Genomic DNA, 15,448 nt, shown 5'->3' with positions numbered 1-15,448 from the left:
ATGTTCATCAAACACAAACGTGATTCTTTCAAAGATTGTGTCATCAATTCCCTCAAGAATTTCGCTCCCCTTTTTATACTTTAGTTTAAATTCAACATTACTCAGTTTCCAGTCACAGTACCAGCCTTTTTCAACCGGCACCGTGACGCTATAAATATTACTGTTCTTTTCCCGCTCCGGTTCATAGGTAGTGACACTGGAATCATCTTCGTAGTGTTTTTTAAAATCACCATCACGCCGGGTACGCTGGCATTTATGTGAACGGTAGGTTACGGAGAACCACGGTTTCTCAAGAAGGTCCGGCGTATCCATTGCTATGGTGACTTTTCTGACATCAGATGAAAAGAAACTGCCGTCACATCCGGAAAGAACCAAGAATAGTAAAGGAGACAAGAGAAGCTTAGAGTTCTTCATCCTCATCAGCGAATGTTTTAAATCGCAATAGTGCATTTTTCCCGCCCTCCACAGATTCTGATATTAATAATGTGCCTGACATTTCTTCTTGCATTTTACTAAAAAGCAAATTCCTCTGTCTTTCATTCTCACAGACCGTTGCCGGACCTTTGTAGGGTTCAATGCGGCTAATAAACCTTTCTCTCTTTCTTTTTCTCTGCATTTCTCTGCCTGGATCGCATAATTCAAGCAACTGATTATTTAAGAATGGGATATATTTATCCCCCATCAGGTGATGCATCGGGTTAATAAACGAATCCTGGTCCGGGTTAGCGTTCGGTGGAAACAGCCTGATGTATTGAGACTGGAGTTTCTCAGCCTGAGAATATGCTCCTGAGTCTAATACCGGAACAAGATAGAACTTGCTGCTGTCATACAGTGCTTTAACATATTGTGTCTTTCTGTAGACCCCTCCATCGCTATCTAAAGTAGGCCCCATACAGGTATAGTGCTGTTCCGCTCTGAAGAAAACTACCACATTGCCATGATGTAAAAAACACTCGCTGTCATCCACACCCTTTGAATAGGCCCACTGTGTTAGGGACGCAATAAAGCCAAAAAAAGTACCAAAATAGTCATATAAATCGTTATCCAGCTTCGCTTCCGGCGGGACAAAAGTAACCATATCGGCGTCATTGACATGCCGGTAATGCACTATCTCCGCCATATTCTTTATGGCACTGACGGTAAACGTTCTGGGCATTCCATAGGTATAAAGGATTGGATTCCACGCTTTTAGCTCTGTGGCATGAATCAGAGATAGTGCACCGCCTAAACTGTGGCCGCAGATATATAGTGTTTTATGTCCAGAATCGGTTTTATTAATCTGATCAATAAGAAATTTAAATTCTCTACTAAAAACATATTTCGCAATACTGAACGCATCCCAAAAGCCTTTATGGACAAACCCCTCTGGCAGCAGTTGTTGAGGCACTTTGCTATCATCTATCCGGGTGCTGGTCACTATGGGTCTGAACGTAAAATCACTTAACCAGTCCTGAAATTCCTGTGAACCACGCCAGCCCACGATCACATCATCATCACCATAGATATAAAATATTTGCGTATCGGCAAACTCCATACATTTATTATCTTCGGTAAAAAAAACTACCCCCTCGCTCTGAGGGGTATCTTTTAGCAATTCTGCGGTATCGAGAAATACAGCACCTTTGTAACTCTTGCTAAAAGGTACATCAATTACGACGGGATAAAACAATTGACGACCATTTCCAAGATTAGGAATCGATGATAGATCCATGAAACCATTAAAGAATTTGAAAAAATCATCGCTATTTGAATAGGTCAAATTAGCCATCAACCCCTGATTATAAGCGTTCACCATTGAATAATTTTTGGTATTATGCAGTAATAAATTCCACGCTCTAAACGGACAAATTTCCACTAATACTCTGGCATTAAAATGAAGTGCCGCAATTTTCAGCCCAGAAAACTCAGGGTCGGGAAAATGGTATTCTGGATACTGAGCTAACTTATGTAACTCCTGGTATTGTCTTTCTTGCTCATCTTGATATTCATTTGAATCCCCCTCCTTTCCCCATACATATTTGTTATGTTGTTTATACTGTTCATCCCACCAGGGCATGGCGGGTACTTTGTCGCAAAGATTACCGATAACAACGTGATAGATAATACATCCCGTCTCTTCATCAATTCCGAATCCATTCATTTTTCTAGTTTCGGAGCTCATTCTTTGTTCAGTGTTTAGCGGGCGCTGTTCCATTTCATCAGCCAATGGCTGGGCTTGAATCTTTAGGATCAGTGTGCAACGGGGAATTTCTTCAATACGAATAATACCATTCGCATCACTTACCCCATGATAAGAAGCTGGTTTTTCACCTCTATGCGTGGAATCGTTATCTGCCATATAAGGCATATTCGCTACGGGTTTTCTCTGTTCATCAATAAGCTGTATTTCGATCCAATTTTTCTTTTGTTCTGGCGCAGTTGCACTGCCAAACTCACCAGAATTTGAGGTTTTGGTTTCACTCACAGGGATTATTCCTTATCACTGGTTTTACTGTCCGGAAACTCAATTTTTACGGAGGAGGGTATTGCTGTGTATACTGGTATCGTCTGACCATTCTCATCTGATATCCCTTCATATACATCACCTTCAGCAGTCGTCATTCGATAACTAACATAAGGCATTATTTCTCCGGTCTTTTCACTAGTGATTGTGAAACCACCTTTATAACCTCGAGGCAGCTCCTCTACTGGAGTATTCAAACTTGTAGCCCCTAATTTCTGCACATTCATTGACTTCAGCAGGATATTATTCGGACATCCCAGTTCGATATTCCCCTCTTTCAACCGGATATACGCCCCACCACAGCTCAGCAAAAGCTCCTCGCTCGCATTCACGGTGATTTTCCCCTCTGTGCTGCTTACCGTAATATCATTCTTCGCAGTCATGCCCATTTCATCGTCCTGGGCCTGAATATCCACTTTTCCCTTTGCCGCATACAGCTGCATCCCCTGTCCCTGCGCATACAGGCTTACCGTATCGCTCGCCGCCACCGTAAATGACCGGCCGGTACTAATATCCGTATTGTGCGCCGACATTATTCCCACGCTGTCCGTTCCCGAGGACACCCGTACGGCCTTCGCACTCATCATCCCTACACCCGCTGGCGCATGCAGAATAAGCCCCGGCTGAGCCAGTTCCTCCAGCGCATCATTGAGCGTCTGCTGGCTCGCTGTGTCTCCCGCCGTTGCCTTTGCCGTCTCCGCTGACCGCTGCAGACTCCTTGCCAGTGACAGCGCCTGCTCAAGCTGACGTATCACACATTCCATCTCCAGCATCCGGTCCACGGCTTCCGCCTGCATCTCTGCCGTTATCAGAACCCCTTTACCGCCGCGTACCGCCACCCAGTCGTCGGTGCGCAGCTCTGCCCCCTCTCCCCGCAGCGCACGCTGTGCATCCACGTTATGCCCCAGATTAAGTTGCGTTTTCCCGCCGTAATCGGTACTGAGCTTGACGTGCTCCTCACCCCGTTTGTCCTCCATGCGCAGCTTGTTGTTCGCGGGCGTGCGGATGACGTTACGGGTATGGTTTGCCTGTGTCACGTGGTCAGGATGCCGGGAGTCATGCAGCACATGGGCGATATAGGGCCGGTCCGGGTCACCTTCATGGAACGCCACCGCCACTTCTGTGCCCTGTATCAGCGGGAAGTGAATACCGTAGGTGTCACCACCGTAGGGTCTGGCAAGGCGTACTGGCATACTTTCGTAGCCCTGCTGTTTCGCATCGCGGTCCGCATCAAACTTAACCCAATAAAGCCCGCTCTGATTTAAATGAGCATATTCATCATTCTTTTTCGGGCTTGAAACACGTGCCATTAGCGTGCCGCTAATCACTGGCCGCGGTTTGAGTGGAGGTCTCCAACAGCGCGTTTCACTGTAAATGGTCGCCATCAACACCACTTGTAGCGCTTCCTTTCGGCTTGCGCTGAATGAAACCGCCGTAACCAGCAAGCTGTTACGCACACTGGCAGGAAGCGTTGGGACAGGTGTCGATTCCGTAATATTCAGGACCTGAGCCGGGCGGAGGCTCACATCGGTTGATAATCCAGTGATTGTCGCTTGTGAGGAGAGATAACGTTCATGTTCCAGTCGCGCCCAATAATTCCCTGTCTCAGGCGCCGGCGAAACCTGATCACCCGTTTCAAGATGGCGTGGGCGATAGTGGTAAACATCCCCGTAAGTCACCCCGTCACCTTCACCGTAAGTCATATCGGCTTGTGCAGAAAATAATATTTTCTGAGCCTGGCGATGGTTATAATCCCCGGCTGTAACCGATGCCTGCACCGTAGACTCTTGGAACTGAATATCCCAGACTGAGTCGACTCCATTGTCATTCATTCCGGAGGGACTATTCAGCGGTAATGTTTTACCAAACTCCCATGCGCTTTGTTTGTCAGCAAAATAGATCACCTCTGTGCCAGCATCAGGCTGAAGTCGGAAGAAGAAGAATATTCCAACTTCAGAGAGCAGGCGTTCAATAAAAACCAGATCGCTCTCCTGATACTGATTAATTTGCTCTCTTTTGGGATATTCCATTACCAAATCAAAATTATATTCCCAGTCTTTTAAACCATGCTCCTGTAAAATTTGAGTAACCACTTCAGGAACTGACATATTAATAAAGAAACGGTGTGTGCGAAATTGGTTTTTCAGCAACGCGACAAAAGGTTCAATGATTATCTGGTAGATAGTCTGGTCTTTTGAACCACTGATACGATGGAAAGATGTCACAATACCATGTACGATTTTGCGGGCAGTTAACTCACTTAACTCCCCCATTCCCATAGTCAATGTCGTTGATTTTCTGAGTATTGATTCGACCGCAATATCTTTATCCTGGCTGGAAAAATGTACTACGTATCGATACAGCGAACTCATTTCCTCTGTACCATTAAAGTTAATAACATCCAGTACAGACTTGCATGAAGGGATATACAATTGATAACGATTCAGCGTATTTTCAGATATAAATGACATCCCGCCGCCAAGTGATTCATCCATTCCCATATATTTAACCCCTGTAAATTTATAAAGAGCCACTTCCAGAACAAAAACTTACCCTCAACGCATTGTTTTTATTAAACTGACCAAATCTTTTTTCTTGTTAGTGACAATAGAAAAAGTAAATCGATGATTATCATTTGATATCCAAAGTTCTTCTCTTCCATTATCACTATAATCATAAAGATGAAAGCCAAGACCTGTTAGATAATCACGAATAATTCCCACATCACCACCGTGAAAAATAACAAGATTTGTTTCTCGTGTACTTCCATCAGGAGAAATATATTCAAAGCGATAATTATTTGATATCCTTGGAGCCTGCTTGATATCAACATCAGTATAGAAATAGTAGTCAAAAAGATCGCTTTCCCGATATTCTAATTTATCTGGCCAGGCTATTAACAGCGGTGACAAGAAAATCAAAGCAATCGTCACCAGTATTATTTTATAGTAGCTCATTATCATTCACCTCGACAAAAATGAATAATAACCGCCATCCCCGGTGATAATTTCTACCCGACCAGAAGTGAAATCACTCCACGGTTGCACCCATGTCATAAATGAAGGCAGGCGCCCTTTATAAGGTTTATGGACAGCACAGTTATCCTGGGGGTCTGGAAACAGTAATGGTAAAAATCCTTTATTCTTATAATTGCCTATCGGCCCATAAAAATCCCATCTACTCAGTGCCCGCTCTTTACTGACTAAGCTCAGTCTTGACGGGTAGTCTGAGGGAAGGATTGCCCGGTAGAAGCCTAAAAGATCGGAGGTAAGATCCTCTCCGCTAAATCCACTGTCGGTATACCAACTAAAACACCAATTAGATTGCAAACGTTCAAACAAGCGCGCCGTCATCATCATCATGGCTAACGCAACGCTGTTTTTCTCACATGTAGATAAACCTTGTTTGATACGCCACTTAACAAACTTTCCTGTACCAAACTGGCGATGATATACAAACATCTTTTGGCTATAGGTGACGTCATAATAACCATCACGACTTGATTCACCTCGTTTTATATCTAACAGTAGGTTTTTAATATCACTTCCCTGTGCATGGCCTATATCTATCCATCCCAATATTTCGCTGTAAACAAGCCCTGTTTTACGATCCAAGGTCCACTCGGAAGGTTCAATAATATCGTCACGTTTACTCATCATTAAACTCCAGCATCATTCCCTCTTCATCATTCCAACTTAAAGTGAGTTGCTGAGGTTTTTGCTGCCGGGAAAGATACGTTAACAACTGCTGACTGAGCACAGGTAAGATTTGTTGATTCAGCAGACTATCAATATTCCTCGCTCCCGTATCCGGTAGCAGGCAAGCGGCGGTCAGGGCATCAAAAAGGTTCTCGGATATTATTGTGGTGATGCCGTAGTGACGCAGTAATCGCTGGCTAACCTGCTCCAGTTTCATCTGTATAATCGTACGTAACGCAGATTCACTGAGCGGATGGTAGATAATTGTCTGGAAGCGGGCCAGCAGCGCCGGCTGGAAATGATCGCGCAACAGTGGGCGCAGCAGTTCGTGCAACTCTGACTCTGTGGTTTCCGGTTGCTCTTCCAGCAGTTGCATCACTGCGTCGCCGCCAAGATTGGAAGTCATCAAAATAACGGTATTGCGAAAATCAATTTCACGACCTTCGCCGTCACGCATGAAACCACGGTCAAATACCTGGTAAAACAGGTTCATGACGTCGCGATGCGCTTTTTCTACTTCATCCAGTAGTACCACGCTATAGGGGCGTTTTCGCACCGCTTCGGTCAGGATCCCTCCCTGTCCATAACCCACGTATCCCGGAGGTGAGCCCTTTAGCTGGCTCACGGTATGCGGCTCCTGATACTCAGACAGATTAATCGTGATCAGCGATTTTTCACCGCCAAAGAGAATGTCAGCCAGGGCCAGCGCAGTCTCTGTTTTGCCGGTTCCGCTTGGCCCGGTAAGCAGAAACACGCCCTGTGGGCCGTTTTCCGGCGTAAGCCCTGTTTTTGATGCCCGCAACCGCTGTGCGATTGTATTCAGCGCGTAATCCTGTCCGATAACGCGGTTTCCCATCTGGGTTTCAAGCGTCAGTAAATCCGCCTGGGAATCCTTCATTAATGAAGACAAAGGTACACCGGTCCAGTCGGCGATCACCGTAGCAACGGTACGTGCGTCTACATCCGGAAACAGTAACGGATGGCCCTGCTGAAGCACACTAAGCTGCTGCTGCAATTCAACCGTTTCCGCCTGACGAGAAATATCACGGCGGCTGGCCAGCAGTTGCTCAGTGAGCGTTAATTCCTGGCCGTACTGGGTTTCGCGTTCATCCAGTTCGACAAGCAGACGATTTTCCCGCTGTTCAATACTGGCCAGCCTTTCACCATGCTGGCCATTTCCTACCGCGAGGTCTGCAAGCAATGCCTGCTTTTCAATTTCAAGCGCGGTGATCTCCGACTTCAAACGCGTCAGTGGTTCAGGAACGGTATCAAGGCTCATCCGCACTCTTGCACCTGCGGTATCCAGCAGATCGACGGCTTTGTCGGGTAATTGCCGCCCGGTAAGATAGCGGCGAGAGAGCGTAACGGCGGCTTTAACCGCTTCGTCGGTGATGTGAACGCCATGATGTTCTGCATAGCGTGATTTCAGACCACGCAGCATTAAACAGGCAGTGTCATCATCCGGCTCATCAACTTTAACCATCTGAAAACGCCGCTCCAGCGCAGCATCACGCTCAAAATACTGTTTATATTCGCTCCATGTGGTCGCCGCGATGGTTCGTAGTTCACCTCTGGCCAGAGCGGGTTTTAGCAGGTTGGCTGCGTCTGCGCCCCCCGCCTGATTACCAGCCCCGATGATGGTATGGGCTTCATCAATAAAGAGCAGAACAGGCGTTGGCGATTGCTGAACGGCATCAATGATATTTTTTAACCGCTGCTCAAACTCACCTTTCACTCCAGCACCGGCTTGTAACAGCCCAAGATCCAGCGTGCGTAGCGTTACTGATTTCAGGCTATCAGGCACATTACCTTCAGCAATACGCAGCGCCAGCCCCTCCACCAGAGCGGTCTTGCCGACGCCAGGTTCCCCGACCAGAATGGGATTATTTTTTCGCCGACGGGACAGCACATCCACCATTTGCCGGATTTCATTATCGCGACCAAATATCGGGTCGATATCGCCAGCACGCGCTTTCGCGGTCACGTCCAGCGTAAATTTCTCGAGCACGCCTTGTAATGCTGGCGACAACGTCGACTGAGCCAGTCCTGGACGCACTTCGTCATCTGGGGAAACCTGCGTCAGAGCGGCTTCTTGCTGCCTTTCCGGACGTTCATCCGACTGGACATTTAATAGCGGCAGAAGCCGTTCCAGTTGAATATGTCCGGCGCTCAAAAGAGGCCACAGGCCGTCACACTGCAATAGTGAAGGCTTTCCTACCAGTGCCATCAGCAGATGTACGCCACGTATCTGCGAATTTTCATCCGTTGCGGCACACAGCCACGCTTGTTGCATTAAAGAAAGGAGCGCATCAGACAACTGCGGGCGACTTTTCACGGAACGAGGCTGAACATCCAGATGCGCCAGCAGTGACTGCCAGAGATTGTCGATATCCCATTCATAACGACGAGCAATGACCGTAATATCGCCCTCTCCCTGCTCCAGCAGCTTTAGTAACCAGTGTTCGGGCGTGATTTCTGCATGCGCGCGCGTCTGGCATAACGATGCCGCTGCTTCAAGCGTCTGAGCACAATAGGGGTTGAGACGTCGTAATAACACTGCTGACTGGTGTTCCATTTGCTTCCTGACTCCCTGTATTCAGGCACGCTACCGCCCGTGGCCGTAATCCAATGCCCATAAGGTAATAGTGATGTTGATACTCTCTGCTGAACCCCGCCCGGGACGCTCAGCAGAGGGCATAAAAAAACGGATGAGGAAATCCTCATCCGTTAGTGCATTACGCGGTAGTACGCTCGTTCCAGGCGTCAGAATGGATGATGTTGCCATCCTTATAGGTCCAGACGATCTTCTCGTAGCGCAGTTCAATCTGTTCCAGGTGGTTATGCTTCTCTTTAGCGGGATCTTTAATGTCGTACATCACCGGGTTTACTTTCACCACTTTCACGTTGTGCAGTGTGGTGTTGAAGTATTCCACTTCCTGACCCGCATCATTGATGCGATACCATTTGAACTCTGCCTGACGCAGGGTCTGACCGGTGGTTACAGCCTTGTACAGATACGGGCTGGAGGCATCGATTTCCTTAGTGAAAAGGAACGGGGTATGGATGCGCGTCCCGGTCAACTTACCGGTGTTGTTATCCGTAGGGATGTACAGATTATGTTCCTGGGCCACGACTTCGATACTGCCCACACGGTCTTTCACATCAACAGAGCCTTTAATATCCGCGCCGCCGTCGTCTTTCAGCCAAAGGTAGACTGGAATTGCCATAACTCTTTCTCCATTTTTTACTTCGCTAATGCGTCACCGCCTTGCGGTGACGGTTCCTTCATGCCCGGCACCTGACAGGCATCAGCCTGCGGTACCAGACTGATCTCTACACGGCGGTTAGCTGCCCGCCCCTCAGGCGTATCGTTGCTTTTGTAGGGACGTAATTCGCCATAGCCCTGAACGGCAAAACAGCTCTCCGCAACATCGCCGGTATCGCGCATCCAGTCGCGAACAGATTCCGCACGTTTGAGAGAAAGCTGCTGATTAGATTTATCGTCACCCACATCATCGGTATGTCCGGCGATGACGATCAGCCAACCGGGTTTAGCTTTGATATTGACCAAAGCCCTAATGAGTACTTTTGTTGAACCGGCCTTTAACGCCCATTTGCCCGTATCAAACAGCGACATACTGTCCAGACGTACGGTTTGCGGTGAGGTCACTTTCGGTTTTTCAGGTGGTAGCCAGTCGCTGATGGCGGCTAGCAAAGGCGGGATCAATCTCATCCCCTGATACAATCCCATTGAAAGAGAAAGGGGTTCACCTCGCTGATACCAGCGATCCAGCCGCTGCGCATCCCGACGAAGTTGATCCTGAGCCTGAATCTTTGGCTCGACAGGATTACCGCTAAGATGGCGGTATACCGTCAAATGATCGTTGGTGATCCTGATGAGATGTTGGTTATTGATAAAGCTGCATGTCATTGCCAGCCCGACAAAAAGGCCGCACAGAAGACCACTTACGCCCACCGCTCGTTGAAAAGCAGTCAGCGCCCGGCGGTGTGATAAAAAAGGCAATGCTAAATCAGGAAAAGGCAACTGTACGGGCGCTGCTGACGCGGCTGGAGGAAGCGTTGTTTGAGCCGTGATATGCCGTTGCCACAGATTATTTTCGCAGACCGCCAATGAGGTGAAACACACTACCCGTAAAGCAGAGAAAAGAGGCGGAGCATGGCGCTCGGTGTCGCCTTGTACCTTCTGCAGCCATCCCAGTAAATTATCTAACCACACTGCATGTGTAAGATGAAAATGACGAGCCGGGCGTTCTTGCGAAGAGAAAGCCGCAAAGTCGTCTAATCCCGTAGCCGACTGCACTTCCGCATCCTGAGGCGTACGAATAAACCAACGTACACTCTCATTGCACTGAGGAGAATTCAGCCAACAGCACAGCCAAAACGGCGGTATACCTGATAACCAACGCCGGCTTTGGGCCACCACACGCCGCCAGCTGAGCAGCATGTGCTTAAGCGCGCCTTCATCATTATGCCGTTCTGGAGCCAAGGCCAGCATCACGGAAACGCGCATAAGAAGCCCCGGACGCTGCGTAGCTAACTGACGAACCAGAGCAATATAATGCTCCGGGGACTGGACAGATAAATACCAGCCCTGTGAACTCTCGCAAGAATCGCCGCGTCCGGCAAACAAGGGATCATTATCGCCACACACCAGCACAACAGGCCCACTGAAACTCTCCGGAGGGAGCGGAACTTCATGAGCAGAATGAGCAGACTTCAACCGACCATACTGACGCCAGGCATAAACCATCCCTGGAATGAAAAGCAGTAAAATAAAGACGGTAAGCCCACTCCTTACACCCGCACTTAACGGACTAAATCCCCAGACCAGCAACAAAGCCAGCACGGCCGCCAGCACAGAGTTAACGCTCCCTCGCAACTGAGCCATGCCTTATCCCTGCCCAATAAGCTGAGCTACCTGCCCTTGTAAGACATGAGAAAATGTCAGCCACAGGGCGCCCAACGCCAGCGCACCGACAATCCATGCCAACCACCAGCGGCGCTTACCGCCTGAGAATCCAGAGGCCAGCATGATAACTGGGGCATCGTGCTTTAACTTAAAAGGCATCGCCTGAGTCGCCAGCGCTTCAAGAACATCTTCACGACGCTCGTCACCTTGCTCACGATAGCGCCCAACAAAACCGAGCGTGATTGCACGATAAAAGCAGGTTAATACGGCAGTATCAGGAACGGACTCGCGCAGGACGGTACGGATGCGCTCCCAGAGCTCTTCTCCTGCATTGGTCGTGTTGAAATAGCGGGCCTGTAAAGGGGTCGCAAGCCAGGTGGTATAACCGCTATCCTGCCGATTGCGGTTCAACACGCTTTCATCCAGTAACGCACATTGCGTGTAGAGCATGTGCTCAACGCTGTGTTCGCTGTACCCCATCTCACGCAATGCCTCACGCGCAGAATCAACCCATTGACAGGCCTGGCGATAAAAAGCTGCCCCATCATCGACTTCCGCCCCGCCACGTAACTGGCTGACAGCAAGCCAGGTTGGCCAAAACACCTGATCAATATCCTTATTCATTTATTTCAATCCCTTAAGACTGCGAAAAGCTCAAGTTGAATCTCTCCCAGCGTTCCCGGCACATAGAAAGCGCAATTACCGGCATCCAGCATGGCCTGGGCTGCTGGATGATTAATCTCAAGAGCAAAGTATTGATTTTCCAGTCGTAACGGGATGGCTGCGGGTACATGCGTTAGCGGTTTTAACGGAATACCGCTCAGTGCCACATTGACGACATCAGAGACATCTGCCCGGCTCCCTGCTTTACAGAGCTGTGGGAATTGCGTAAGGAGGACATGCGCAGGAAGATCCGAGCGAACGGAAAGGTAAAAATCAGCGCCTTCACGCAGTCGGGCATCCGACAAAGCGCCATACCAGAACTGTCGCTCTTGCGTCAGTTCAATAGCGACAACGCGAGATGGCAGGCTGGCTTCCAGCAGTTCCACCAAAAGTGCAAACAGCGGAGGGAATACCTGCTGCGGATTTGCGTGCTGGTATGGAGGTACAACGCTGACATCATGGTCTAATGAAAAAGTCAGCAGGCTGCCTGCTAACCGCGCCAGCTCACGCCACAAAAGTTCGGGGTGACGGCCTGGGTTTTGCAGCATTTCTTTCAGAACAGGCTCTGAGCTATTAAGCGCATTCAGCAGCCAAAACAACGAAACATCAGCTACCGCAAAATCCGCCATTCGTTCATTACTTTCTCGGCGCAAGGCCATCAGGCGGCGACAACGAGCCTGGATACGATGCACCAAATCACTAAGCGAATTGATTAATGAGGGGCTGGCTGAGAGTGAAAGCGCTGGGGGTAAAAAATCACGTCCCAGCTCCCATTGCCCCTGAGCATTACGAATAAGGCAAGCTACCGGACAAGTCAGGTAAGCGCTGTTATCGTCATGGCTATACCGGAGGGTGATAGCATGCCGCAGCACTGCCATATCAGTTCTTTCCTGACCTGAGAGATCCTGTACTGGCAGCCATTCCTGCTGCCAGCGACACGGACGGCTAACGCCGTTGCCTGATGAAAGATTGCCGCCATTAGCCGAAAGCAGCGGCAACGCCAGCACGATCTCAACACTGCTGTAACCAGTAAGATGCGATAAATCACACGCCGGAGGCAGGTTATCTGAAATACCTGTATCCACTAACGTGCCGTCAGGAAAGCGCACAACCAGATTAACGGGATTCAAACGGGAAACCGTTAGCGCACTTTCATCAAACTCCGCGCTGATGACACCCCACGGTGATGAAAGTGACATGTGAGCAACAACGTCAGCGACATAGGCATCCCAACGTGTCTGTTGCTGAAACTGCTGGGGAGCCAGAAAGGCCCCCTCGCTCCATAACGGACGATAGATCTTCATCGCACCTCCTGTGCGCTGCGTCGTTAAGATTTCGACTTAGGCATTTGTGAAACTAACGACAAGCTGACGTCCATACCTTCAACCTGGAAATGCGGAATGGCATACAGGCGTACACGGAAGAAACCGGGATTATCCTCAATATCCTCCACCACGACACGCCCATCACGCAGCGGGTGTGATGCCTGCAAATCATCGCCAGGATCGGTCATTTCGGTTACCAGACTGCGCAACCAATTATTAAGCTCAAGCTCAAGCAGGCGGCGATCTTTGGTCGTACCAATATTTTCTCGCTGCAGTATTTTCAGGTAATGTGCAATACGAGAAAGCAGGAAGATATACGGCAAACGAGAGTTAATCCGACTGTTAGCCGTCGCTTCCGGCGTATCATACTGCGCAGGTTTCTGAGCCGAGTTAGCGGAGAAGAAGCAGGCGTAATCACGATTCTTGTAATAAGAAAGCGGAATAAAACCAAGGTTGGCGAATTCAAACTCCCGGGTTTCCGGAATCATCACCTCAGATGGAATCTTCACCTGATTACCCGTACCCAGATCGTACAAATGGATAGGCAAGTCTTTAACTGCGCCGCCCGCCTGCGGCCCACGGATCTGGACGCACCAGCCATTCTTGATAAAACTTTTCACCATGTTCACAGCGAAAGAGAAAGATGCGCTGGTCCACAGATATTTTTCGTGATCCGGCCCCTTCACCTCTTCAACATAGTTAAAGCTACGTACCGGCACGGTATCAGGACCATACGGCAGACGACCCAATACACGCGGCATAGTCAGCCCGATGTAGCGTGAATCGTCGCTATCACGAAATGCTTTCCACTTGATGTATTCAGCACGTTCGAAATAATCATTGATGTCTTTTATGGCCGCGACTTCTTCCATATTTTCTTTCAGGAAAAATTTCGGCCCAACGGAACCGATAAACGGCATATGACAGGCTGCCGACACGCCAGAAATATTGCGCAGCAGTGCAATATCCTGCGGGCTGTTATCAAATTCGTACGCTGAAATCATTGCCGCAATGGGTTCGCCACCAGGCTGATCATATTCTTCAATATAAACATGGCGGTATAACCCGCTCTGGATAAGCTCCGGCGCATCGTCAAAATCATCACGTAACGCATCCTTGCTGATATCCATCATTTCTACCCGGACATTGCGACGAAAATCGATGCCGGTGATCATCGAATGTAAACCGCGCCAGAGCGATTCTTGCTTCTGAAACTCAGCATGATGCATAACTTCATTAACCTGATCGCTAATCTGCTTATCAAGACGAGCAATTTGTTCATCAAGCAGCGTTTTATCCAGGCGCTCTACTGGCTGTGCAGCGTCCGCCAGACATGAGACCAGAACCTGAATAGCGGCGGTCACGCGTTCAGCCGGAGCGGCATCAGAAAGCGCTTCATCGCTCTGCCACGCATCTACATTTTTTAATGCCGAAACCGGGGAAAGATTAATTTTGTCAAAGAGGGATTGATAAACGCTGCGTTCACTGGTCGTAGTGGCCGCGACTGAAGAGGTATGTTCCTGAACAGACATCAACATATTCCTTTTATGGTCCTTTACTATTCCTGCCAATTAAGCGGAGGAAACCCTGTATAGCGTTAAATCTCTTCTGGCATCATGGTTGCCAGTTCATTACGCAGTTCCTGACTCAGGGCTGGATCCTTTAGGATGGTTTCCAGCTCGCGGCGAAAAGCAGCGTTATCGAGTAAGTTAGATTTCAGGTCACGAAGTAAGTTACGCATAGCCAACAGAACGCGTAATTGTGGGATATTTCTGGCTACCTGCTCAGGCTCAAAATCGCGGATGTTTTTAAAGGTAAGATTAATATCGTCATTTCTATCATCGCCAGCTAACGTATTTTTAACACTCAGATTAACTACTGGTGAGAACTTAGCTAACACATCATTGAAATTATTTTTATTAATATCAACCTTTTCGCGTTCCGATAGTGGTCGTTGTTCTCTACCATTACTGAAATCACCCACGGTTAAAAGTTTTAACGGCAATTCAACTTTTTTCTGAACGCCTCCGGTATGTAAATCTAACTTGATATTAACGCGTGCCGTTGGCACTTCATTCTGAAAACTGTCACCCATACGTCCCTCTCAGACCGGCGATTCCTGCCGATGTTTTGCGTTTCCTAACAGAGCATTTTCCAATCGCTCAACGAGTCTCATACAACGTCATTTTTGTGGGCAGCCAACAACGACTGTTAATGACAATTAATGATTATAATTAGTATAGCGACGTAATCCGATATATTATCCAAGTGAAAACATGATCAATATCACCAATCAACCAAATAACACATTATAATTATTTATTTAAAA

12 protein-coding genes are annotated in these 15,448 nt (G+C 48.3%); all 12 read right to left on the bottom strand.

The window, feature by feature from the left end; translation table 11 throughout:
- Positions 1–414 (bottom strand): hypothetical protein (locus FDX09_RS17665; protein WP_137347628.1); only part of this gene is annotated, 414 nt, incomplete at its 3' end.
- Complete coding sequence (locus tag FDX09_RS17660) at positions 401–2,464, bottom strand: lipase family protein (RefSeq protein ID WP_137347627.1); 2,064 nt, start codon at positions 2,462–2,464, stop codon at positions 401–403. The genes FDX09_RS17665 and FDX09_RS17660, both read right to left, overlap by 14 nt.
- A gap of 5 nt (positions 2,465–2,469) precedes the next feature.
- A complete protein-coding gene (gene vgrG, locus FDX09_RS17655; protein WP_137347626.1) occupies positions 2,470–5,004 on the bottom strand; it encodes a type VI secretion system tip protein VgrG in 2,535 nt (844 codons plus the stop codon).
- A gap of 54 nt (positions 5,005–5,058) precedes the next feature.
- Entirely contained in the window at positions 5,059–5,460 is a 402-nt protein-coding gene (locus FDX09_RS17650; protein ID WP_137347625.1) for a hypothetical protein, read from the bottom strand.
- Positions 5,461–5,466: 6 nt separating this feature from the next.
- Positions 5,467–6,159: a hypothetical protein gene (locus tag FDX09_RS17645; RefSeq protein ID WP_121529540.1), complete on the bottom strand. Its 693-nt coding sequence runs from the start codon at positions 6,157–6,159 to the stop codon at positions 5,467–5,469.
- Positions 6,152–8,776 (bottom strand): type VI secretion system ATPase TssH, encoded by a 2,625-nt coding sequence (tssH, locus tag FDX09_RS17640; RefSeq protein ID WP_137347624.1) that lies wholly within the window; start codon positions 8,774–8,776, stop codon positions 6,152–6,154. The genes FDX09_RS17645 and tssH overlap by 8 nt, the downstream gene beginning before the upstream one ends.
- Positions 8,777–8,936: 160 nt before the next feature.
- Positions 8,937–9,428: a type VI secretion system tube protein TssD gene (gene tssD / locus FDX09_RS17635; RefSeq protein WP_003024437.1), complete on the bottom strand. Its 492-nt coding sequence runs from the start codon at positions 9,426–9,428 to the stop codon at positions 8,937–8,939.
- Between the two features lie 17 nt (positions 9,429–9,445).
- The gene (locus FDX09_RS17630; protein WP_137347623.1) at positions 9,446–11,110 is read right to left on the bottom strand and encodes an OmpA family protein; all 1,665 of its coding nucleotides are present in this window, start codon (positions 11,108–11,110) and stop codon (positions 9,446–9,448) included.
- 3 nt (positions 11,111–11,113) lie between these two features.
- Complete coding sequence (gene tssL, locus FDX09_RS17625) at positions 11,114–11,755, bottom strand: type VI secretion system protein TssL, short form (protein WP_087856812.1); 642 nt, start codon at positions 11,753–11,755, stop codon at positions 11,114–11,116.
- 5 nt (positions 11,756–11,760) lie between these two features.
- Positions 11,761–13,098: a type VI secretion system baseplate subunit TssK gene (tssK, locus tag FDX09_RS17620; RefSeq protein ID WP_085048741.1), complete on the bottom strand. Its 1,338-nt coding sequence runs from the start codon at positions 13,096–13,098 to the stop codon at positions 11,761–11,763.
- Between the two features lie 23 nt (positions 13,099–13,121).
- A complete protein-coding gene (gene tssC / locus FDX09_RS17615; protein ID WP_069324335.1) occupies positions 13,122–14,651 on the bottom strand; it encodes a type VI secretion system contractile sheath large subunit in 1,530 nt (509 codons plus the stop codon).
- 65 nt (positions 14,652–14,716) lie between these two features.
- Positions 14,717–15,214 (bottom strand): type VI secretion system contractile sheath small subunit, encoded by a 498-nt coding sequence (tssB, locus tag FDX09_RS17610; RefSeq protein ID WP_085048740.1) that lies wholly within the window; start codon positions 15,212–15,214, stop codon positions 14,717–14,719.
- Between the last annotated feature and the right edge of the window lie 234 nt (positions 15,215–15,448).

The sequence above is a fragment of the Citrobacter sp. wls717 genome (assembly GCF_005280955.1).
GTDB classification, from domain to species: domain Bacteria; phylum Pseudomonadota; class Gammaproteobacteria; order Enterobacterales; family Enterobacteriaceae; genus Citrobacter; species Citrobacter werkmanii.
Note: the sequence above shows the minus strand (reverse complement) of the source record. Positions and strands in the feature narration are given on the sequence as shown.

Bases quoted from the DNA above. Each gene is read 5' to 3' on its own strand.
- vgrG (WP_137347626.1), bottom strand. From the start codon at position 5,004: ATGGGAATGGATGAATCACTTGGCGGCGGGATGTCATTTATATCTGAA.
- FDX09_RS17650 (WP_137347625.1), bottom strand. From the start codon at position 5,460: ATGAGCTACTATAAAATAATACTGGTGACGATTGCTTTGATTTTCTTG.
- FDX09_RS17645 (WP_121529540.1), bottom strand. From the start codon at position 6,159: ATGAGTAAACGTGACGATATTATTGAACCTTCCGAGTGGACCTTGGAT.
- tssH (WP_137347624.1), bottom strand. From the start codon at position 8,776: ATGGAACACCAGTCAGCAGTGTTATTACGACGTCTCAACCCCTATTGT.
- tssD (WP_003024437.1), bottom strand. From the start codon at position 9,428: ATGGCAATTCCAGTCTACCTTTGGCTGAAAGACGACGGCGGCGCGGAT.
- FDX09_RS17630 (WP_137347623.1), bottom strand. From the start codon at position 11,110: ATGGCTCAGTTGCGAGGGAGCGTTAACTCTGTGCTGGCGGCCGTGCTG.
- tssL (WP_087856812.1), bottom strand. From the start codon at position 11,755: ATGAATAAGGATATTGATCAGGTGTTTTGGCCAACCTGGCTTGCTGTC.
- tssK (WP_085048741.1), bottom strand. From the start codon at position 13,098: ATGAAGATCTATCGTCCGTTATGGAGCGAGGGGGCCTTTCTGGCTCCC.
- tssC (WP_069324335.1), bottom strand. From the start codon at position 14,651: ATGTCTGTTCAGGAACATACCTCTTCAGTCGCGGCCACTACGACCAGT.
- tssB (WP_085048740.1), bottom strand. From the start codon at position 15,214: ATGGGTGACAGTTTTCAGAATGAAGTGCCAACGGCACGCGTTAATATC.